Origin of the sequence: Burkholderia sp. BCC1972 (genome assembly GCF_905339605.1) — a bacterium.
Taxonomy (GTDB): Bacteria; Pseudomonadota; Gammaproteobacteria; order Burkholderiales; family Burkholderiaceae; genus Burkholderia.
Window position 1 is genome coordinate 358,936 of record NZ_CAJPGH010000003.1, and the last position, 19,544, is coordinate 378,479.

At 68.2% G+C, this 19,544-nt stretch carries 19 protein-coding genes; 8 read left to right on the forward strand and 11 right to left on the reverse strand.

The window, feature by feature from the left end; genetic code table 11:
- Positions 1 to 39 precede the first annotated feature (39 nt).
- The 4 genes from U5798_RS07280 to U5798_RS07295 all read right to left on the reverse strand — a co-directional run bounded on the left by U5798_RS07280 (position 40) and on the right by U5798_RS07295 (position 2,658).
- On the reverse strand, positions 40 to 1,308 hold the full coding sequence (locus tag U5798_RS07280; RefSeq protein WP_124446396.1) for an RNA polymerase sigma factor: 1,269 nt from the start codon (positions 1,306 to 1,308) through the stop codon (positions 40 to 42).
- Entirely contained in the window at positions 1,305 to 1,721 is a 417-nt protein-coding gene (locus tag U5798_RS07285; RefSeq protein ID WP_322081660.1) for a VOC family protein, read from the reverse strand. The genes U5798_RS07280 and U5798_RS07285 overlap by 4 nt, the downstream gene beginning before the upstream one ends.
- A gap of 38 nt (positions 1,722 to 1,759) precedes the next feature.
- A complete protein-coding gene (locus U5798_RS07290) occupies positions 1,760 to 2,179 on the reverse strand; it encodes a YciI family protein (protein ID WP_124446392.1) in 420 nt (139 codons plus the stop codon).
- Between the two features lie 125 nt (positions 2,180 to 2,304).
- Positions 2,305 to 2,658 (reverse strand): YciI family protein, encoded by a 354-nt coding sequence (locus U5798_RS07295; RefSeq protein ID WP_034185688.1) that lies wholly within the window; start codon positions 2,656 to 2,658, stop codon positions 2,305 to 2,307.
- A gap of 207 nt (positions 2,659 to 2,865) precedes the next feature.
- Here U5798_RS07295 and U5798_RS07300 point away from each other — a divergent pair, with 207 nt between their 5' ends.
- The 4 genes from U5798_RS07300 (at position 2,866) to U5798_RS07315 (ending at position 7,323) form a co-directional block, all read left to right on the forward strand.
- Positions 2,866 to 4,713, forward strand: coding sequence for an ExeM/NucH family extracellular endonuclease (locus U5798_RS07300; protein WP_322081661.1), 1,848 nt, complete (start codon positions 2,866 to 2,868; stop codon positions 4,711 to 4,713).
- Positions 4,714 to 4,998: 285 nt separating this feature from the next.
- Positions 4,999 to 5,385 (forward strand): DUF883 family protein, encoded by a 387-nt coding sequence (locus tag U5798_RS07305; protein WP_124447249.1) that lies wholly within the window; start codon positions 4,999 to 5,001, stop codon positions 5,383 to 5,385.
- Positions 5,386 to 5,449: 64 nt separating this feature from the next.
- Positions 5,450 to 6,034, forward strand: a complete 585-nt coding sequence (locus U5798_RS07310) for a YSC84-related protein (RefSeq protein ID WP_322081662.1) — start codon at positions 5,450 to 5,452, stop codon at positions 6,032 to 6,034.
- Between the two features lie 236 nt (positions 6,035 to 6,270).
- Positions 6,271 to 7,323 (forward strand): AI-2E family transporter, encoded by a 1,053-nt coding sequence (locus tag U5798_RS07315; protein WP_124446386.1) that lies wholly within the window; start codon positions 6,271 to 6,273, stop codon positions 7,321 to 7,323.
- A 55-nt stretch (positions 7,324 to 7,378) separates the two neighbouring features.
- Here the strand turns inward: U5798_RS07315 and U5798_RS07320 are convergent, their stop codons facing one another.
- The 6 genes from U5798_RS07320 to U5798_RS07345 all read right to left on the reverse strand — a co-directional run bounded on the left by U5798_RS07320 (position 7,379) and on the right by U5798_RS07345 (position 13,363).
- Positions 7,379 to 7,897: a thioesterase gene (locus U5798_RS07320; protein ID WP_124446384.1), complete on the reverse strand. Its 519-nt coding sequence runs from the start codon at positions 7,895 to 7,897 to the stop codon at positions 7,379 to 7,381.
- 194 nt (positions 7,898 to 8,091) lie between these two features.
- Positions 8,092 to 9,108, reverse strand: coding sequence for an NADP-dependent oxidoreductase (locus U5798_RS07325; RefSeq protein WP_322081663.1), 1,017 nt, complete (start codon positions 9,106 to 9,108; stop codon positions 8,092 to 8,094).
- A 37-nt stretch (positions 9,109 to 9,145) separates the two neighbouring features.
- Positions 9,146 to 9,934 carry an SDR family oxidoreductase gene (locus U5798_RS07330; protein WP_322081664.1) on the reverse strand — a complete coding sequence of 263 codons (789 nt, stop codon included), beginning with the start codon at positions 9,932 to 9,934 and terminating at the stop codon, positions 9,146 to 9,148.
- Between the two features lie 427 nt (positions 9,935 to 10,361).
- A complete protein-coding gene (locus U5798_RS07335; protein WP_322081665.1) occupies positions 10,362 to 10,952 on the reverse strand; it encodes a phosphatase PAP2 family protein in 591 nt (196 codons plus the stop codon).
- A gap of 81 nt (positions 10,953 to 11,033) precedes the next feature.
- Entirely contained in the window at positions 11,034 to 12,350 is a 1,317-nt protein-coding gene (locus U5798_RS07340) for an Nramp family divalent metal transporter (protein WP_124446376.1), read from the reverse strand.
- Positions 12,299 to 13,363 carry a helix-turn-helix domain-containing protein gene (locus tag U5798_RS07345; protein ID WP_124446374.1) on the reverse strand — a complete coding sequence of 355 codons (1,065 nt, stop codon included), beginning with the start codon at positions 13,361 to 13,363 and terminating at the stop codon, positions 12,299 to 12,301. Before U5798_RS07345 ends, U5798_RS07340 begins: the two co-directional genes overlap by 52 nt.
- Before the next feature lie 485 nt (positions 13,364 to 13,848).
- On the opposite strand from U5798_RS07345, the gene U5798_RS07350 reads away from it, so the two are divergent.
- On the forward strand, positions 13,849 to 14,796 hold the full coding sequence (locus tag U5798_RS07350) for a LysR family transcriptional regulator (protein ID WP_124446372.1): 948 nt from the start codon (positions 13,849 to 13,851) through the stop codon (positions 14,794 to 14,796).
- A gap of 58 nt (positions 14,797 to 14,854) precedes the next feature.
- The gene (locus U5798_RS07355; protein ID WP_124446370.1) at positions 14,855 to 15,256 is read left to right on the forward strand and encodes an OsmC family protein; all 402 of its coding nucleotides are present in this window, start codon (positions 14,855 to 14,857) and stop codon (positions 15,254 to 15,256) included.
- A 104-nt stretch (positions 15,257 to 15,360) separates the two neighbouring features.
- Here the strand turns inward: U5798_RS07355 and U5798_RS07360 are convergent, their stop codons facing one another.
- A complete protein-coding gene (locus tag U5798_RS07360) occupies positions 15,361 to 16,242 on the reverse strand; it encodes a Dyp-type peroxidase (RefSeq protein ID WP_124446368.1) in 882 nt (293 codons plus the stop codon).
- Between the two features lie 499 nt (positions 16,243 to 16,741).
- Here U5798_RS07360 and U5798_RS07365 point away from each other — a divergent pair, with 499 nt between their 5' ends.
- Together U5798_RS07365 and U5798_RS07370 are read left to right on the forward strand one after the other, a co-directional pair.
- Positions 16,742 to 18,604, forward strand: coding sequence for an ABC transporter ATP-binding protein (locus U5798_RS07365; RefSeq protein WP_322081666.1), 1,863 nt, complete (start codon positions 16,742 to 16,744; stop codon positions 18,602 to 18,604).
- Positions 18,605 to 18,815: 211 nt separating this feature from the next.
- On the forward strand, positions 18,816 to 19,529 hold the full coding sequence (locus tag U5798_RS07370; RefSeq protein WP_322081667.1) for a riboflavin synthase subunit alpha: 714 nt from the start codon (positions 18,816 to 18,818) through the stop codon (positions 19,527 to 19,529).
- The last annotated feature ends 15 nt before the right edge of the window (positions 19,530 to 19,544 follow it).

The window sequence follows — 19,544 nt, forward strand, 5'->3', positions numbered from 1 at the left end:
GGCAAGCTGGACGCACTCTCGTGCGTCATGGGTCATGCGTCATGCATCCGTCGCACGCTTGAGCAGCAATTCGCGTTCGCGTTCGTTGCGCGTCAGTTCCGCCGCGCGGCGGAACTCGAGCTTGGCCTCGTCGGCGCGGCCGAGCTTCGCCAGCAGGTCGCCGCGCACGCTCGGCAGCCAGTGATAGCGTGCCAGCGCAGGATCGTCGCGCAGCGCGTCGACGAGCTCGAGCGCCGCGGCCGGCCCGAACGCCATCCCCACCGCCACCGCGCGATTCAGTTCGACGACGGGCGACGGCGCGACCTCGGCGAGCGCGTCATACAGCGCGACGATCTGCGCCCAGTCGGTATCCGACGCGTGCCGCGCACGCGCATGGCAGGCGGCCAGCGCGGCCTGCAGCGCATACGGCCCGCGCACGCCGCCGAGCTTCGTCGCCCGCTCCAGCGCCGCGAGGCCGCGCCGGATCAGCAGCGGATCCCAGCGGCTGCGGTCCTGGTCGAGCAGCAGCACGGGCCGGCCCTGTGCATCGGTGCGCGCATGCATGCGCGACGCCTGCAGTTCCATCAGCGCGACGAGCCCGAACACTTCGCTTTCGTCCGGCGCGAGCCCGGCCAGCACGCGGCCGAGCCGCAGCGCTTCGTCGCACAGCGCCGGACGCGTCCAGTCGTCGCCGGCGGTCGCCGCATGGCCTTCGTTGAACACGAGGTAGATCACTTCGAGCACCGACGCGAGCCGGGCGGGCCGCGCATCGGCGGCCGGCACCTCGAACGGCACGTGCGCGGCCGAGAGCGTGCGCTTCGCGCGCACGATCCGCTGCGCGATCGTCGGCTCGGGCGTCAGGAACGCGCGTGCGATCTCGCCCGTCGTCAGTCCGCCGAGCAGCCGCAGCGTCAGCGCGACACGCGCATCGGTCGACAGCACCGGGTGGCACGACGTGAAGATCAGCCGCAGCAGGTCGTCGCCGATGTCGTCGTCGCTCGCATCGGCGAGCGCCTCCGCAATGTCGGGGACGACGTGCGCCTCGAGCGCGTCCATCTCGTGCCCGAGCTGGTCGCGCTTCGCCGCATGCAGCGACTCCTGCCGGACGCGGTCGAGCGCGCGACGCTTCACGGCCGTCATCAGCCAGGCGGCCGGGTTGTCGGGCACGCCGTCGACGGGCCAGTGCTCGAGCGCCGCGACGAGCGTGTCCTGCGCCAGCTCCTCGGCGACGCCAACGTCGCGCACCACGCGCGCGGCGCGCGCGATGATCTTCGGCGCCTCGATTCGCCAGACCGCTTCGATCGCACGATGCGTCGCCTCGAGCGTCACGACGCCTGCCCCGCGGCCGGCGCCTCCAGCGGCATGGCCATCAGCTCCCATGCGTGGCCGTCCGGATCGTCGAACCCGTGGCCGTACATGTTCGGGTACTCGCGCGGCGCCTGCGGCGCGGAGCCGCCGGCCGCGAGCGCCTTCGCGACGATCGCGTCGACCTCGGCGCGGCTTTCGCACGACAGGCACGACAGCACCTGCACCTGCGTGGCCGGATCGATGATCGTCTTGCCGGTAAAGGTCTGGAAAAACGGCCGCACGAGCAGCATCGCGAAGATCGCGTCGCTGATCTTGATGCAGGCGGCCATGTCGTTGGTGTATTCGGGCACGACTTCGAAGCCGAGCGCCTGGTAGAACGCCTTCGAGCGCGGCAGGTCGGCGACGGGCAGGTTGATGAAGACCATCTTGTGCATGACGGGTGCTCCCGGTGAAGTTGGATTCAGGTGGACGTTCAGGCGCCGGCGCGGCCGACGTGGAGATCGCGGAACCGCTCGACCGCGTCGCTCGGCGTGAGGTCGTCGAGCTCGAACAGCGGCCGCACCTCGATCTCGCAATCCATCTCGGCACCGAACGGCGCGGGAAACCGGCGCGTCCACTCGAGCGCCTCGTCGCGCGAACGCACCTGGATCAGCGTATAGCCGGCGATCAGCTCCTTCGTTTCGGCGAACGGGCCGTCGATCACGGTGCCCTTGCCGCCCGTGTAGCGCACGCGCCAGCCGCGCGCGCTCGGCCGCAACCCGTTCGCGTCGAGCAGCACGCCGGCCTTGGCCAGTTCCTCGTGATAGACGGTCATGGCTTCGACCAGCCGGTTGTCCGGCAACGCGTCGGATTCGCTGACGGCGTTCGCCCGGATCATGATCATGAATCGCATCGTTTACTCCTTGTCGTCGATGGAAGGAGGCGCCCGTCCATCGGGGCCTTATCCGGACGACGGACGAAAGACGGCCGGATCGACACGCGCCGCGACAGATCAGGGTAAATACCGAGTCGCAGCCGTCACAGGAAGCACGGGCCGACCGCGCGAACCTCGACCGTGCACCATTGCGCCGCCGGGCACTGGCGTGCGATCTCGATCGCCTCTTCGCGCGTGTCGACGTCGACGAGGAAGAAGCCGCCGACCATTTCCTTCGCCTCCGCGAACGGGCCGTCGAGCAGGCGCGTCTCGCCGTCGCGCACCTGCACGCGCGTGCCGCGCTCGGAACGCTCCAGCGACTCGACGCCGCGCAGCACGCCGCGCGCCTTCAGGGTCTCGGCGAAATCGACCATCCGCGCGTACAGCGCCTGACCTTCGTCGAGCGTGCGTTCGGCACGCTGCTCGGTCGGCTCGACAATCAACAGCATGTAAGACATGGGCATCTCCTGTGGGAACGGGGCGCGGCAATGTTCGGTGCACGATCGGCAAGCGACGCCCGATGCGAAAGCGTAACAGCCGCGATGCGGCCTGCCGGCATCGTTGGCCGACCGGCACTGGCCTGACGGCCAATTCGGCCGCCTCCTGACATTTTGCCTTCAGGATGTGGGGCCGAACCGTTGGATTTTCTTCCTGTGGACCGTCCCATGTCACGCCTGCTGCCACTGCCTGCCATTGCGCTGTCGCTCGCCCTCTTCGTCCGTCCGGCCATCGCCGCGCTGCCGGTCAGCGCGGGCTGCGGCGGCGCGACCTCGGCGATCGCCGATCTCCGCCGCGGCGACGGCCCGTCGCCGGTGGCCGGGCACACGACGTCGATCGAGGCCGTCGTCACCGCGACGTTCGGCGGGCCCGACGGCCTCGGCGGCTTCTTCGTCCAGCAGGCCGATGCGCAGCGCACGCACAAGCCGGGCGTCCCGGAAGGCCTGTTCGTGTACGCGCCGAACGCGCGTGCGAATGCAGGCGATCTCGTGCATCTCACCGGCCGGATCGACGATCGATACGGCCGCACGCAGTTCACGCTGACGGGCGGCGTCGCGGTCTGTGCACGCGGGCAGGCGGTCACGCCCGCCACGCTCACGCTGCCGGTCGCCACGCCGGCCGTGCTGGCCGCGCACGAAGGCATGCTGGTGCGCCTGCCGCAAACGCTGACGGTCAGCGACACGCACGAACTCGGCCGCTACGGCAGCGTCGTGCTCAGCAACGGCCGGCTGCGCATCCCGACCCAGGTCGCGCCGCCCGCCGAAGCCGCTGCGCTCGCGGCGGCCAACGCGCGCAACCGCATCGTGCTCGACGACGGCTCGAACCGCCGCGATCGCGCGGCCGTCCGCTATCCGTCGCCCGCACTGAGCGCCGCCAACACGCTTCGTGCGGGCTACACGGTGCGCGGCGTCGAAGGCGTGCTCGAACTGCGCTACGGTGCGTGGCGGCTGCAACCGGCCGCCGGCGCCGCGCAGGCGTTCGACGCCACGGCGAACCCGCGTCGCGATGCACCGGCCCGGCATCCCGATGCCGACGTGCGCGTCGTATCGTTCAACGTATTCAACTATTTCAACGGCGACGGCCGCGGCGGCGGATTCGGCGCCGCGGCCGATCGCGGAGCAAAAACGCCTGCCGCGTTCGCGCGGCAGGAAGCGAAGATCGTCGCGGCGTTGCGCGCGCTGAACGCCAACGTGATCGGGCTGATGGAAATCGCGAACAACGGCTACGGCGACGCGAGCGCCGTCCGGCGTCTCGCCGCGCAACTCGGCGACGGCTGGCGCGCGGTCGATCCCGGTACCGCGCGGCTCGGCCGCGATGCGATCGCGGTTGCGCTGCTGTACGACAGCCGCACGGTCGAGCCGGCCGGGCGTGCCGCCACCGTCACGTTGGGCGGCCGGCACCGGCCGCCGCTCGCACAGACATTCCGGCGCGCAGGCGGCACACGGGCGTTCACGGTCGCGGTCAATCACCTGAAGTCGAAGAACTGCCCGCATGCGAGCGGCGCCGATCGCGACCAGTCGGACGGCCAGGGCTGCTGGAATGCGGCGCGCACGCGGGCGGCCGTGCGCATCGCCGACTGGCTCGCCACGTCGCCGACGGGCGCCGCGGCAGACGGCGTGCTGCTGATCGGCGACCTGAACAGCTATGCGAAGGAAGATCCCGTTCGCGCGCTGGAGGCGCGCGGCTATGCGAACCTGGTGCCCCGCTTCGCCGGCGACACTGCGTACAGCTACGTATTTCGCGGCGAGGCCGGCAGCCTCGATCACGCGCTCGCGACGCCGGCACTGGCCGCGCGCGTCAAGGCCGTGCACGTCTGGCACATCAACGCCGATGAACCGATTGCACTGCAACCGGTGCCCGATTACAAAACGGCCGCGCACCGGTCGTCCTATTACGCACCCGATGCGTATCGCTCGTCGGACCACGATCCCGTCGTCGTCGACCTCGCACTGGGGCACCGCTCCCGGATGCCGGCCGCAGGCACAAACCCTGCTCGCCAGTACGCTGTCGATTAGTGCATTTGCATCAGCCTGTCGCCTGCAATGGCACTATTTACCTGGCACCCCGGGCGACGCCATATTTACCGGACATTCGCTTCGTATCGCTGTCTGCTGCACACGTTTCGCCCAATTGAGAATTTTTTTCAATCGTCGCGCGGCCCCGCGCGGCGGGGCTTCCCGGCGATCCTGCCGACGAATTGAAAAATTGTCTCGAAACTCAATTGGATCAGGCGAATCACATTGGTTGCTGGGATTCGTCTTATCTTCAAACTGGCCTTGAATCGAAGGAGGATAAACATCATGGCGCTCACCGACTCGATCGAACACAAGCTGGACCGCGGCCTGGCCGACATCCGTCGCACCGGCCGGCGCGTGGGACGCACGACGCGCTCGGCCGCCCGCGACCTGCATGCCGACGTGACCGACGATCTGCGCGGGCTGGTCGACGAACTCGAAGACCTGCTGAAAAACGATGGCGACGGCGATATCGCCGCCCTGCGCAAGCGTGTGCAATCCAGGCTCGATGAAGCACGCAGCGCGCTCGACTACGCGTCGGGCAGCGCAGCCGCCCGGCTGCGCGATTCGGCCGAACGCGTGTCGCAGGCCGTGCACGACAACCCGTGGCAAACCGCCGGTGTCGTGGCCGGTCTCGCGTTCGTTGCGGGCCTGCTCCTTTCCCGCCGTTGACCGCGCCCAGCCGCCCCGCTGCCCGCACTGTCCATCCTCAATCAGACAACGAAGGAGAACCGCCATGCAGAAATCCCTCGCCATGAAAGCCGCCGCCGCCGTGATGCTCGGCAGCCTCGCGCTGGCCGGCTGCACGACCACGCCCGACAAGCCGGATAGCTCATCGGCCAGTGCGTCGAAGCGGCAATCGATCGACGCCAGCGTGAACGCCACGCTGTCGCGCCTCTATTCGACGGTGCCGGGCTCGCGTGAACTCGTCGCGAAATCGCGCGGCACGCTCGTGTTCCCGAACGTGCTGCAGGCCGGCTTCATCGTCGGCGGCCAGTCCGGCAACGGCGCACTGCGCGTCGGCGGCAGCACCGTCGGCTACTACAACACGTCGTCGCTGTCGGTCGGCCTGCAGGCCGGTGCGCAGTCGAAGGCGATCGTGTTCCTGTTCATGACGCAGGATGCGCTCGACTCGTTCCGCAAGTCCGAAGGCTGGGCCGCCGGCGCCGACGCATCGGTCGCGGTCGTGAAGGTCGGCGCGAACGGCGCGGTCGACACCACCACGGCCACCGCACCGGTCGAGGTGCTGGTCCTGACCAACGCCGGCCTGATGGGCGACCTGTCGGTGAACGGCACGAAGGTCACGAAGCTCAATATCTGACGATGCGGCACGCGGCCTCGCGCCGCATCTGCTTCCCGGCAGCGCCGCGGCCTTCGCCGCGGCGTTTTCGCATGGGCCACACGCAGCGGCTATGATGGCGGGGCCTTTGCGGGCATACTCCCGTTCGGGCCGCCCCACGCCGCGTTCCGCCGCGAACCCGTGACGTTCGCGAGCCGATCGCGCGCCGGGCAACGCAATTCAATCAAACGAAGCAACAATCTGCGCGAACGCCATCCATGGAAAGCGGACACGATCACCAAAAATTCTTCTATTTCCTGCTGGCCGCCGTCACCGTCGGGCTCTGCTGGATCCTGGCACCGTTCTCCGGCGCCGTGTTCTGGGGCACCATTCTCGCGATCCTGTTCCAGCCCGTGCAGCGCTGGCTCGCCGCGCGCTTCGGCAAGCGGCGCAACCTGGCCGCGCTCGTGACGATGTCGCTGATCATCCTGATCGTGATCCTGCCGCTCGTGTTCGTCGCGGCGACGCTCGTGCAGGAAATCGCGTACGTGTACCAGGAACTGAAGGACGCCCAGCCGAATTATTCGCAGTACTTCCACGACATCATTCACGCGCTGCCGACGTCGATCCAGAACCTGCTGCAGAAATACGGGCTGACCAACATCCCCGGCATCCAGAAGAAGCTGACCGACGGCGCCGCGCAGATCAGCCAGTTCGCGGCCACCCAGGCGCTCAGCATCGGCCAGAACACGTTCCAGTTCGTCGTGAGCTTCGGCGTGATGCTGTACATGGTGTTCTTCCTGCTGCGCGACGGCGGCGAGATCGGCCGCCGCGTGCGCCGCGCAATCCCGCTCGACGAAGAGCACAAGAACCTGCTGCTCGCAAAATTCACGACGGTCGTGCGCGCGACCGTGAAGGGCAACATCGCGGTCGCACTCGTGCAGGGTGCGCTCGGCGGCCTGATCTTCTGGATCCTCGGGATCGAGGGCGTCGTGCTGTGGGGCTCGCTGATGGCGTTCCTGTCGCTGCTGCCCGCGATCGGCGCGAGCCTCGTATGGGTACCGGCCGCGCTCTACTTCCTGATGATCGGCGCGGTGTGGAAATGCGTGATCCTCGTCGCGTTCTGCGTCGGCGTGATCGGCCTCGTCGACAACCTGCTGCGCCCGATCCTGGTCGGCAAGGACACGAAGATGCCCGACTGGGTCGTGCTGATCTCGACGCTCGGCGGGATGGCGCTGTTCGGCATCAACGGCTTCGTGATCGGGCCGCTCGTCGCCGCGCTGTTCATGGCGAGCTGGGACATCTATGCACGCTCGGAACAGGGTGAATGACGCGCCGCAGGGCCGACGTGCAGTGATCTGCACACCTGCATAAATAAACCGTCCGTCACGGATGACGGATTCCGATCACGACGGGCGCTACGGCGCCCGTTTCGTCGTCTGCCGCCACCGTCATCACGCCGCCATACGGGCCGACGCGATACGCACGGCCCGATACCAGCGGCACGCTCCGATCGTCGCGGGCATCGCGCCAGGTTGCGCGCACGCCCGAACCGGCATCCGGCTCGAGCGGCGTGCCGTTGGCCGCGGCCAGCGTCACATGGGCGCCGGCCAAGCGCCGGCCGTGCGCATCGAACCGCAGTGTCGCCACCGCGCTGCGCGTCATCCCCGGCCCTTCGACGAAGGCGCCAGACGGCGCATCGAACGTCACGTCGTAGAGATCGACGAGCGCGCCCGTGAAATGCACGACGCCGTCCGATCCGGCCTGCCCGTTCGCCGCCGCATTCGACATGGCCAGCGCGACACCGAGCCCAAGTGCAATCCTCCGCACGGCATCCGTACTCCACACCGTTCGATCACGCACCGCGCCCGTTGTCGATACCGCCCGCTTCGCGTCGTTTCGCATGTTTCCTCTCCCGTTCGCGTGACCAGAAAAAAGGCGGCGTGACGCGTCGGTCACGCCGCCTGTCTGCTGGCAATCACTTTAGGGAGAGCGGCCGCAACAATATATGGGACAAGTCCTAAACTGTGGCCCGGTTGATCGTACTCAATGCGGTCGACACGCCCTTGCGACACGGTGCGTCCCGCATCGCACGCCCGTCACGCGTCGGGATCGACGCGCAGCACGAGCTTGCCGCGATGGTCGCCGTCGAACAGCCGATTGAGCACGTCGGGCGCGTTTTCGAGACCGTCGGCCACGGTCTCCTCGGCCTTGAGCCGGCCGTCGCGCAGCCAGCCGGAAAGCGTCTGCACGGCTTCGCGGCTCTTGCGGTAGTCGAGGATCAGGAAGCCGCGCATCGTCAGCCGTTTCGAGATCAGTACGCCGACGTCGTCGGCCGCGCGGCCGCTGTTGTAGTTCGAGATCACGCCGCACAGCGCGACGCGCCCGCCGATCACCATCCGCGACAGCACCGCGCGCATCACCTCGCCGCCGACGTTCTCGAAGTTCACGTGCACGCCGTCCGGCGTCGCCGCCTTCAGTTGCTGACGAAAATCGTCGGCCTTGTAGTCGACGGCCGCGTCGAAGCCGAGCGTCTCGGTCAGGTAGCGGCACTTGTCCGCACCGCCCGCGATGCCGACCACGCGCGCGCCGTGGATCTTGCCGATCTGCCCGGCGATCGAGCCGACCGACCCGGCCGCCGCCGACACGACGAGCGTCTCGCCCGGCTGCACCGGCGCGATGTCGGTCAGCCCGTAGTACGCGGTCAGCCCGCTCATCCCGCACGCGCCGAGCAGCGTCGGCAGCGGCAGGCCCGACTGCGCGGGCAGCTTCACGAGCTGCGCGGCCTGGTCGGCCGGCACGACCGCGTAGTCCTGCCAGCCGACGAGCCCCTGCACGAGATCGCCTTCCGCGAACCCCGCATGGCGCGACGCGACCACGCGCCCGATGCCGAGCGCGCGCATCACCTCGCCGATCGCGACGGGCGGCAGGTACTGCGGCACGTCGCTCATCCACACGCGGTTGGTCGGGTCCATCGACAGATACAGCACGCGCACGAGCACCTCGCCGTCCGCGAGCGCCGGCACCGGCGTCTCGACGAGCGAAAAATGTTCGCGGCCGACGCGCCCTTCGGGGCGCGTCTTCAGCAGCAGTTGGCGGTTCACGGGTGTCGACACGATGTTCTCCTCCGGTCGTGGTGGTTCGGGATGCGTATCAGACCGCGCACATGCCGCCGTCGATCACGAGTTCGGCGGCCGTCACGAAGCGGCTCTCGTCGGATGCGAGATACACGGCCGCGTGCGCGACGTCGTCCGGCTCGCCGAGCCGGCGCAGCGGAATGCCGCGCGCGAGCTTGCGCGTCGCGTCGCGTTCGCCGAGCGACTGGAACAGCGGCTCGACGATCCCCGTGCGGATGAACGCGGGGTGAATCGAATTGCAGCGCACGTCGATCTCGCGGCGCGCGCAGTCGATCGCGACCGACTTCGTCAGCGACGCGACCGCCGCCTTCGACGCGTTGTACGCGGTGAAATCCGGCTCGACCTTGAACGCGGCGACCGACGAGATGTTGATGATCGACGCGGGATGGCTCTCGGCCAGGTACGACAGCGCATGCTTGCAGCCGAGCACGATGCTCTCGACGTTGATCGCCATCACGCGACGCCACTCGTCCAGCTCGATCTGCGCGGGCGAGCCGATCGAGCCCACGCCCGCGTTGTTGACGAGCACCGACAGCCCGCCCATCGCGTCGACCGCCTGCGCGAGCAGCGCCTGCCAGCGCGCTTCGTCGCGCACGTCCTGCGTCGCGGCGAATGCGACCGGCGTGGCATGCCCGGCGTTGAGTTCCTGTGCGAAGGCGTCGAGCACCGCCGCGTCGGCGATGTCGGTCAGGAACACGCGCGCGCCCTGCTCGACCATCCGGCGCGCAATCGCGCGGCCGAGGCCGCCCGCGGCGCCCGTGATGTATGCGCACTTGCCTGCGAGGCGCGATGAAACGGCTGTCATGTGACTGGCTCCTGTCATGAATCGTCGTCGCGGAACGCTGCCGCGACGGGTTTTCCGTGCGTACCCCGGCCAACGCAGGCCGGTCGAGCGTGCGTCGTCGTGACGGCGCGCAGCGCGGTTTCCCCGAGTATATCGAGATGACCGTGACGCCTGCCGCGCAATCCCGGCCGCTGGCCCCGGTTGAACGTCAGCCAGCGTACGCGAATGCCGCCAATCGATGAAATGAATATTCGTTATGCCCAGTCATAGACATCGTTCATGACCATCCCGCACCTGCGCGAACGCACGAGCGGGCGCGGCTGATCCGGTGGATCGGCCGATTCGTCGATTCGGGGAGTGGCAAGGAGGGCGTTCCGCGACGCGGGACGCGTTCAGGATCAGAAATCAGGCAACCGCCGGACGCGCGCCGGCGGGAAACGGTCAACCGTCAGAATCCGTCGCCCGACGGCGCGTGCACGAACGCGCAGAGCTGCGGCGAATGCGTGTCGATCATCTGCTGGAACGGTGCGCGGTGCCCGTACGCGATGCCCGACACGAGCAGCAGGCAGACCGCCGCGATCCGCGGCGAGAACGCACGCTGCCGCGCGCCGTCGTAGCCGCGCAGGAATACCAGCGCGACCAGCGCGCCGAGCATCCAGCCGACGACGACTTCAGGCAGGGTGTGCGAGTGGTCGAACACGCGCGCGACGGCCGTGACCGCGCCGACGGCCAGCCCCGCCGCGATGCCGGGCGCCTTGCCGGGCCGGAACGCCTGCCACAGCATCGACAGCGCGACCGTCCACACGGACGTCGACAGCATCGTATGGCCGCTGATCACGCGGAAATCGAATTGCGGCAGCTCGATGCCGCACCCGGCATAGAGGATCTTCGTCGCGCCGACGAGGCACATGCCGGCAGCCAGCAGCACGCCCCAGCGGACGGCAAGGCGCCAGTCGGTCAACGCCAGCCATGCCGCGCACGTCAGCGCGATCGGCAAGGTCAGCGCGGCATCGCCGAGGTTGCTGATTTCACTCCACATAACGGACTTCGGACAACGATGGAAAGGCCGCAGTTTACCGCATGCGCGCACCGCGGCTGTGTCAGCCTGTGACAGGCTGTATCAGCCCGCGACGCCGGTAATCAACAACAGGTTCGTGCCGGTGATGACGACGAACAGCGCCCACGCGGCGACCTGCATCCCGCGGCCGATCGTGTGCTCGCCCATCGTGTTGCGATCGCTGACCGAGCGGATCAGCGGCCACATCGCGAACGGCAGCTGCAGGCTCAGCAGCACCTGGCTCCATACGAGCAGTTGCCCGACCGAGCCGTCGCCGAGCCACAGCACGCCGATCAGCGCCGGCACGAGCGCGAGGCCGCGCGTGATCAGCCGGCGCTGATAGCACGGGATCTTCGTATGCAGGAAGCCGTCCATGATCACCTGGCCGGCGATCGTGCCGGTCAGCGTCGAGCTCTGCCCCGACGCGAGCAGCGCGATGCCGAACAGCAGCGCGGCCGCGCCGCCCGCGATCGGCGTAATCAGTTTGTAGGCCTGCTCGATATCGGTCACGTTGTGCTGGCCGGTCGCATGAAACGCCGCGCCGGCCACGATCAGGATCGCCGCGTTGACGAGCATCGCGACGAACAGCGACACGATCGTATCGATGCGCACGAGCGCGAGCGTGTCGCGGATCGTCCCGCGCGCGCCGCCGACGACACGCCGCGTCTGCACGACCGACGAATGCAGGTACAGGTTGTGCGGCATGATCGTCGCGCCGACGATGCCGAGCGCGAGCACGATCGCGTCCTTGCGGTCGTGGCCCGGATCGCCCGGCACGAGCCCGCCGACCACCGCATGCCAGTCGGGCGGCGTGATCGCGACCTGCGCGACGAAGCAGAACGCCATCGTCGCGATCAGCCCGAGCACGATCGCCTCGATCTGCCGGAAGCCCTTGCCCTGCAGGCCGAGCACGATCATCGTGTCGAGCGCTGTCAGCACGATCCCCCACGCGAGCGGCACGCCGAGCAGCAGCTTGAACGCGAGCGCGCAGCCGAGGACTTCCGCGATGTCGCACGCGATGATCGACACTTCGGCGGTCACCCACTGCACGACGCGGCCGAACCGGCCGTAGCGGTCATAGCTGGCCTGCGCGAGATCCTTGCCCGCGACGAGGCCGAGCCGCGCCGCGAGCATCTGCAGGAAGATCGCCGCGAGGCTCGAGAACGCGACGACCCACAGCAGCGAATAGCCGAACTGCGAGCCTGCCTGGATGTCGGTCGCCCAGTTGCCGGGATCCATGTAGCCGATCGCGACGAGCAGGCCGGGGCCGAAGAAACGCTTGAGCTTCTGCCAGCGCGGCGCGCCGGCGTCGATCGTGATGCTGCCCTTTACTTCCGACGGGCAGAAAGGGGCGGTGGCGGTAGTGGGGAGGAAAGGCATGGAAACCGGGAATCGAGATCGCGACAGGCCGATTTTACGGGTATCCGTCCCGTTTTCTCGTGCGCGTCGATGCACGCGTCGCAACTCATCCCCTCGCTGTCGCACGACGCGGCGCCGGACGCGTCGTCCGCATCGCGCGGCACGGTGCCGTAATTCAGGATCCGCTCCCGCTCGGCGACGCGAAATTCGGTCGGCGACATCAGCAGGCGCTGGCGAAACAGCTTCGCGAGACGCTCGCCGCTGCCGAACCCGGTACGCCGTGCCACCTTGTCGGCCGGCAGCGTCGTATGGATCAGCATGTGGCACGCACGCTCGAGCCGCACGTGCTGGACGAACTCGGTCGGCGTCACGCCGATCTCCTTCTTGAAGCGCCGCAGGAAATTGCGCTCGCTCATCGCGGCGGCCTGCGCGGCGCTCGCGATCGAGATGCGGTTCACGCTCTGCGCGCGCAGCCGCTGTGCCGACATCCGGATCGGCGGGCTCGCGCTCAGTTCGCGAAACGCCCACATCGACTGTGCATAGCGCTGCTCGACCGGCCGCATCATGTTGCAGGCGATCTCCTGCGCGGCGCTGTCGCCGAGATCGGCACGGAACATGTCGAGCGCGGCCGCGAACACGTCGGTCTCGCCGGCCTGCAGTTCGACCGTCGTCGCGGCACGGCGCCCGCCGCGGCCGGGCCGCACGTCGATCGCCGACGACGGCCGCTGCGTGGCCGCGAGCGCGGGCAGGTCCATCGCATCGACGATCCAGCGCGCATGCCGGCGAATGTCGGTCAGGCGCCGCTGCAACGCGTCATCCCAGTTGACGGCCGCACGGTCGCCGTGAAGATGAAAGAACGCGAGTGCGCGACGACCGTGCTCGTCACCGAGCGGATCGGCCGCAATTCTCACGCCGGACGACGACTGCAACAGTCCCCCGCTTTCCGATACGTATTTCAGCTGGTAATCCGCACTGTACGGCTGCAGGCGATTCGCCAGGTTGAACGCCTCGCCGAGACGCGCGGCCTGGGCCAACGAAAAACCCGTACTCAAATAGATAACGACCCACCGCTCATCTGCTGCATTCACTGGCCAAGCCCCCGACTTGTTCGACTTCTTCTAATACCGTCGAACTGTCAGGCTTATATTTGGTTTGAATGCGTGCGACAGGACGGCTATCCCGAAATATGAAGCGACGGCATCTTAGCCGAACGGGTAGCGCCTTTGGCACGAAATGGCCGACGCGGACAGCATGATGGCGGATTACTACAGGCTGTCGCGCATTGCCGGTATGCCGGCACAGAATCACGCGTGCGATGCGGTCGATCATTGCGGCCGTCTTGCGTGGCGATGCACGCGCCGTGATGCACCGCGCACCGGATGACGCTGCATTCACGTACCGGTTCGAACGGTATCGATACGCATCGAACGCACTCGATCGGCACGCACGACACGCCGCGCATCCGTTGTCCGTGCATCCTTTAGAATCGATCCACCGTTCACCACGCCAGCCGCGCTCCGTGCCCGCCGATCATCGTCTCGACCTGAACCTGTTTCGCGTGCTCGACGCCGTCTACGTGCACGGCGGCATCGGCGCGGCCGCCCGCGCGCTGCATCTCACGCAACCGGCCGTCACGCATGCACTCAACCGGCTGCGTGCGCATTTCGACGATCCGCTGTTCGTGCGCCAGGGCAATCGCGTCGTGCCGACCGAACGCACGCGCGCGATCATCGCGGACGTGCAACTGCACCTGAAGGGCCTGCAACGCACCGTGCGCGATCCGTCGGCATTCGATCCCGCGACGCTCGACCTGAGCATCGCCGTCGGCATTCGCGACGTGCTGGAATCGATTGCGCTGCCGCGGATCGTCGCGGCATTCGCCGATGAAGCACCGGGCCTGCGGCTCGTGAGCCGCCGTGTCGCGGTACCCGACATCGAGCGCGAACTCGCGTCGGGCAATACCGACCTCGTCGTCGATCGTCGCGTGCAGACGGGCCCCCGCATCGCGACCGAGCACCTGCTCGACGATTCGCTCGTCGTCGCGCTGCGGCGCGATCATCCGCTGGCATGCGAGCCGCTGCGGCGCAGCGACTATTTCGCGGCGCGGCACATCGCGGTGTCGTCGCTCGGCGAACCGCAATCGCTCGACGTGCTGCTCGGCAACGACGGACGCTTCCGCGATATCCGTCTCACCTGCCAGCACTATTTCGCCGCGTGCCAGATCGCCGCGACCGGCGACCTGCTGGTCACGCTGCCGCACACCTATGCGCTGCGCATGGCCGCGCTGCTGCCGATCGACGTGCGGCCGCTGCCGTTGCGGCTCAAGCCGTTCCCGCTCCTCGCGTACTGGCACGAATCGCGCGACACCGATCGTGCGCACCAGTGGGTACGCGAACGCATCGCCGCGCTCGTGCGCAGCAGCGCCGGCGCCGCCGACGCATCGCCGCACGCCGGGACGGTATGCTGACGGCTGCGCGCCGCCGTGCGGCGCCCGCTTTCTACTTCCCGCTTACCGGAGACTTGCCATGTCGCTCATCCATGCCGCCGCCGTGCTCGACGCGGACGCACCCGACTACGTCGTCCAGCTGCAGGCCGGCACGCACGCGCTGACCGGCGACGAAGCGCCGCGCGAAGGCGGCCAGGATCGCGGGCCGGCGCCGTACGAGTTCGTGCTGGCCGGTCTCGCGCAATGCACGGCCGCGACGCTGCGCATGTATATGCAGCGCAAGACGTGGCCGGCCACGCGCATCGCCGTGCGCACCGAGCTGCATGCGGATCGCGAAGGCGTGCAGTACGTGCGCCGCGTCGTGACGCTCGACGGCCCGCTCGACGATGCGCAACGCCAGCGGCTCGCGGAAATCTGCGAGAAGACGCCGGTGACGCAGTTCATCAAGCGCGGCACGCGGATCGAAACGACGTTGAACTGATACAGGCCGCAAGCGCCACGCGGCATGCGATCGCCGCGTGACATGCAAAACGGGCGGGCCGCGCACGATGCGCGACCCGCCCGTTCGTCGTTGCTGCCTGGCGTTTACAGTCCGAGCGCGGACAGGTCCAGCTTGCCGCCCTTCATCGGCGGGCACCAGAAATACGCGCCCGTCAGCGGCCGCGTGAAGCGGAACAGGCCGTCGACGATCCCGTCGTCCGCGCCGCTCATCCGGCGCATCTGCACGTCGAATGCGCGGAACGAGCAGCCGAACGCGACGAAGTAGAGGCCCGCGCGGCGCGCGTCCGACCACGGCGACGAACGGCGCAGCATGAACGCCTCGGGCTCGAAGCTTTCCTGCGCGGTGCGCTTCACGTGCGCGAACTCGGGCGCGTCGTCGAGCTCCTCGTTGTCCGAACGGCGGCGCCCGACGATGTTGTCCATGTCGCCCGACGGAATGCGCTCCATCTGGTCGAAGTCGTGCAGCCACTGCTGCACGGCGACGAAGCTCGCACCGTCGAGCCCCGCGCCCTGCCCCGTCACGATCGCCGCGGCCACCGCGTCGTCGCCTTCCGGGTTCTCGGTGCCGTCCTCGTAACCGGACAGGTCGCGATCGTTCGAGTAGCGGAACCCGTCGACGGCATCCTGCAGTGCAAATGCTGGCGCGAGCGCGCGTTCGATCGCCCGCGCACGCAGCACGATCTCGCCGCGGTCGTCGGCGCGCAGCCAGACCCACACGTCGGTCGGCGTGGCCGGCAGCGTGCGGTCCTTCACCGTGAACGCCGGGAACTCGGTCAGGCCCGGCACCGGACGCCCGAGGTGTGCGGCCAGCGACTGTCCGAACCCGACGACCGTGTCGCGTCCGTCGACGATCTCGCGCAGCGCGGCCAGCGCCGCTGCCACGTTGCCGTCATTCGAAATCGTGAAAGTGAGGTATCGGGCTGCCGTGTCGATCGGAGCCAGGATGCCTTGCTGAACGTCGCTCATCGTTTCCTCAGGTGTGTATCGGGGGTGAATCCGGGGTGAATCTGCGGGGCCGCACCATCGCGCGCCGTGGACGCCGAAGTGTAATCGATGCCCCTGCCGGCCCCTGCGCTGCCGCGCCGCGGAACGCCCGCGAAAGCAGGGCCGAAACCCTGAATACTAACCGTATCGACGCCGCAACGCCGCATTCGTCAGACGTTGCAGCGCGCCGTACACTGCTGATAGAATCTTTTCACGTCTTTTCGGCGTCCTTTCAACGTTCACTTCAGAGGAGGTGCAGATGTTCCGAATGCCAGCCACCTTCTCGAACGTGGTCCCACGGCGCAGCTGATCCAGCCCGCCGTCCGCGCCGGCTCCCGAGTTTTCCGCTAACCCGTCAGCCGCGCTTTTCCCGACAGCCCGTTTTGCGCTCCGCCCGCGTTTTCCGCGCGGCCCGGCTGTTGCGTTTTCGACGTTCTCCGAACCGGAAAGTCCCGTCGCGCGATGCGCCGGGCAACGATAAATGACCAGAAAAACTGCCCATCTGGGCGGCCACGCATTCCAGGCCGTCTTCGGCTTCACCCTTCGTTACTGGCGCAAGCAGCCGGCGCGCACCGCCACGGTCGCGGGCTTCGCGCTGCTCGCCGCGCTCGCGGACGTCCTCACGCCGCTGTTCGCCGGCCGCCTCGTCGATGCGCTGTCGACCGGCCTGACCGACCGCGCCGCCGCGTGGCATTCGGCCCTCGTCGCGTTCGGCACGCTCGCCGCGCTCGGCCTCGGCGCGACGTTGCTGCGCCAGGGCGTGTACCTGAACATCATCACGCTCACGCTGAAGATGATGAGCGAGATCGCCGCCGCGTCGTTCCACCGCGTGCAGCGCTTCTCGACCGACTGGCACGCGAACAGCTTCGCGGGCTCGACCGTGCGCAAGATCACGCGCGGCATCTGGGCGCTCGACCTGCTGAACGACACCGTGCTGATCGCGCTGCTGCCGTCGGTCGCGATGCTGGTCGGCGCCACCGTGCTGCTCGGCACGCACTGGCCCGTGATGGGGCTCGTCGTCGGCGCGGGGTCGCTGCTGTACATCTCGGTGACGGTCGCGGTGTCGCTCGGCATCGTCGCGCCGGCCGCGCGGCTCGGCAACCTGTGGGATACGCGCATGGGCGGCGCGCTCGCCGACGCCGTGAGCTGCAATGCCGTGGTCAAGGCATTCGGCGCGGAAACGCGCGAGGAAGCGCGGCTCGCACGCGTGATCGGCAAGTGGCGGCAGCGCACGCGCCGCACGTGGGTGCGCGGCACGTTCAACGGCGGGCTGCAGGGTGCGATGCTCGTCGCGATGCAGGCCGCGATGATCGGCGTCGCACTGCGGCTGTGGGTGAACGACGAGGCGAGCGTCGGCGACATCGCGTTCGCGCTGACGATGTTCTTCATGCTGCAGGGCTACCTGCGCGACGTCGGCATGCACATCCGCAACCTGCAGCGCTCGGTGAACGACATGGAGGAACTCGTCGCGCTCGAACGCCAGCCGCTCGGCATCGACGATCGCCCCGACGCGCCGGCCATCCGGATCGGGCAAGGCGAGATCCGCTTCGAGCACGTGACGTTCCGCTACGGCAACCATCCGGTGCCGCTGTACGACGACTTCTCGATGCGCATCGCGCCGGGCGAGCGCGTGGGCCTCGTCGGCCATTCGGGATCGGGCAAGACGACGTTCATCAAGCTGATCCAGCGCCTGTACGACGTGTCGGGCGGCCGCATCACGATCGACGGCCAGGACATCGCGCGCGTGCGGCAGGATTCGCTGCGCAGCCAGATCGCGATCGTGCAGCAGGAGCCCGTGCTGTTCCACCGCACGCTGGCCGAGAACATCGCGTATGCGCGCCCCGATGCAAGCCGCGCCGACATCGAGCGCGCCGCGCGTCTCGCCAGCGCGCACGACTTCATCGCCGCGCTGCCGGACGGCTATGACACGCTCGTCGGCGAACGCGGGATCAAGCTGTCGGGCGGCGAGCGCCAGCGCGTCGCGATCGCGCGCGCATTCCTCGCCGATGCGCCGATCCTGATTCTCGACGAAGCGACGTCGAGCCTCGACAGCGAAAGCGAGCTGCTGATCCAGCAGGCGATGGAGCGGCTGATGGTCGGCCGCACGACGCTCGTGGTCGCGCACCGGCTGTCGACCGTGCGCGCGCTCGACCGGCTGCTCGTGCTCGATCGCGGCAAGGTGATCGAGGAAGGCAACCACGACGCGCTGATCCGCATCGAAGGCGGCATCTACCGCCGGCTGTTCGAGCGGCAGGCGCTGGAGCTCGCGAAGGGGCTCGCGGATACGCCGCGGCGCGTGGCAAACGATGAAGCCGGGCCGCTGGGGGAGCCGGCGGAGGCTTGACGCAAGCGTGTCGCGACACGGCCCGGGCGGCGTGGTCAGCGCCGCCCGGGCCATGTCGGCGACAATCGGTTCCGGATCGAGGCCGTGCCATGCGCACGGCTTTTTTTGCTCGCGACACGTGCACGGCGGCGCCGAACCGCGCGCCGCGCAAGTGTCCGCCGCCGGGATCACTTATCATGTCGGCCAGGCAATTCGCGACGAAAGGCAGACCATGTTTACAGGCATTGTTCAGGGTGTTGGCACCATCAACGCCATCAAGGATCACGGCGAACTGAGGACGTTCAGCATCGCATTCCCCGAGCGCTTCACCGACGAGATCGAGATCGGCGCCAGCGTGTCGGTCGATGGCGTCTGCCTGACGGTGACGACCATCCATTCGCCGGAGCTGATCGACTTCGACATCATGTTGCCGAGCCTGCGGATCACCACGCTGGCCGACCTCACGACCGGCGCGCGGGTCAACGTCGAGCGGGCCGCGAAGGACGGCGCGGAGATCGGCGGGCATCCGCTGTCTGGTCACGTCGATTTCCCGGGGACCATCCTGCACATCGCATCGTCCGAGCACAACCGGATGATCCGCATCGGCGTGCCGGCCGAGTTCAAGCGCTATGTGTTCGCGAAAGGCTACATCGCGATCAACGGCTGCAGCCTCACCGTATCGGACGTCAATCGCGACGAAGGCTGGTTCGACGTCTGGCTGATTCCCGAAACGCGCCGCGCGACCACGTTCGATGCGAAGGGCGTCAACGACCAGGTCAACATCGAGATCGAGCGCAGCACCCAGGTCGTCGTCGATACGATCCGCGAATCGGTCAAGGAAACGCTCGGCGAATTGAACGGCGTCGTCACCGCGCTGCTGGCGGAAAAAGGCATCGATATCGAAGAACTGCTGGCGCGCAATGTCGCGCGGCTGCCGAAGCAGTAAAGGCCGATTACCCGC

What these genes read in the sequence shown, in the direction of transcription:
- U5798_RS07285 (WP_322081660.1), bottom strand. Translation starts at nt 1,721, where the DNA reads ATGCACAAGATGGTCTTCATCAACCTGCCCGTCGCCGACCTGCCGCGC.
- U5798_RS07290 (WP_124446392.1), bottom strand. Translation starts at nt 2,179, where the DNA reads ATGCGATTCATGATCATGATCCGGGCGAACGCCGTCAGCGAATCCGAC.
- U5798_RS07295 (WP_034185688.1), bottom strand. Translation starts at nt 2,658, where the DNA reads ATGTCTTACATGCTGTTGATTGTCGAGCCGACCGAGCAGCGTGCCGAA.
- U5798_RS07300 (WP_322081661.1), top strand. Translation starts at nt 2,866, where the DNA reads ATGTCACGCCTGCTGCCACTGCCTGCCATTGCGCTGTCGCTCGCCCTC.
- U5798_RS07305 (WP_124447249.1), top strand. Translation starts at nt 4,999, where the DNA reads ATGGCGCTCACCGACTCGATCGAACACAAGCTGGACCGCGGCCTGGCC.
- U5798_RS07310 (WP_322081662.1), top strand. Translation starts at nt 5,450, where the DNA reads ATGCAGAAATCCCTCGCCATGAAAGCCGCCGCCGCCGTGATGCTCGGC.
- U5798_RS07315 (WP_124446386.1), top strand. Translation starts at nt 6,271, where the DNA reads ATGGAAAGCGGACACGATCACCAAAAATTCTTCTATTTCCTGCTGGCC.
- U5798_RS07320 (WP_124446384.1), bottom strand. Translation starts at nt 7,897, where the DNA reads ATGCGAAACGACGCGAAGCGGGCGGTATCGACAACGGGCGCGGTGCGT.
- U5798_RS07330 (WP_322081664.1), bottom strand. Translation starts at nt 9,934, where the DNA reads ATGACAGCCGTTTCATCGCGCCTCGCAGGCAAGTGCGCATACATCACG.
- U5798_RS07335 (WP_322081665.1), bottom strand. Translation starts at nt 10,952, where the DNA reads ATGTGGAGTGAAATCAGCAACCTCGGCGATGCCGCGCTGACCTTGCCG.
- U5798_RS07340 (WP_124446376.1), bottom strand. Translation starts at nt 12,350, where the DNA reads ATGCCTTTCCTCCCCACTACCGCCACCGCCCCTTTCTGCCCGTCGGAA.
- U5798_RS07355 (WP_124446370.1), top strand. Translation starts at nt 14,855, where the DNA reads ATGTCGCTCATCCATGCCGCCGCCGTGCTCGACGCGGACGCACCCGAC.
- U5798_RS07360 (WP_124446368.1), bottom strand. Translation starts at nt 16,242, where the DNA reads ATGAGCGACGTTCAGCAAGGCATCCTGGCTCCGATCGACACGGCAGCC.
- U5798_RS07365 (WP_322081666.1), top strand. Translation starts at nt 16,742, where the DNA reads ATGACCAGAAAAACTGCCCATCTGGGCGGCCACGCATTCCAGGCCGTC.
- U5798_RS07370 (WP_322081667.1), top strand. Translation starts at nt 18,816, where the DNA reads ATGTTTACAGGCATTGTTCAGGGTGTTGGCACCATCAACGCCATCAAG.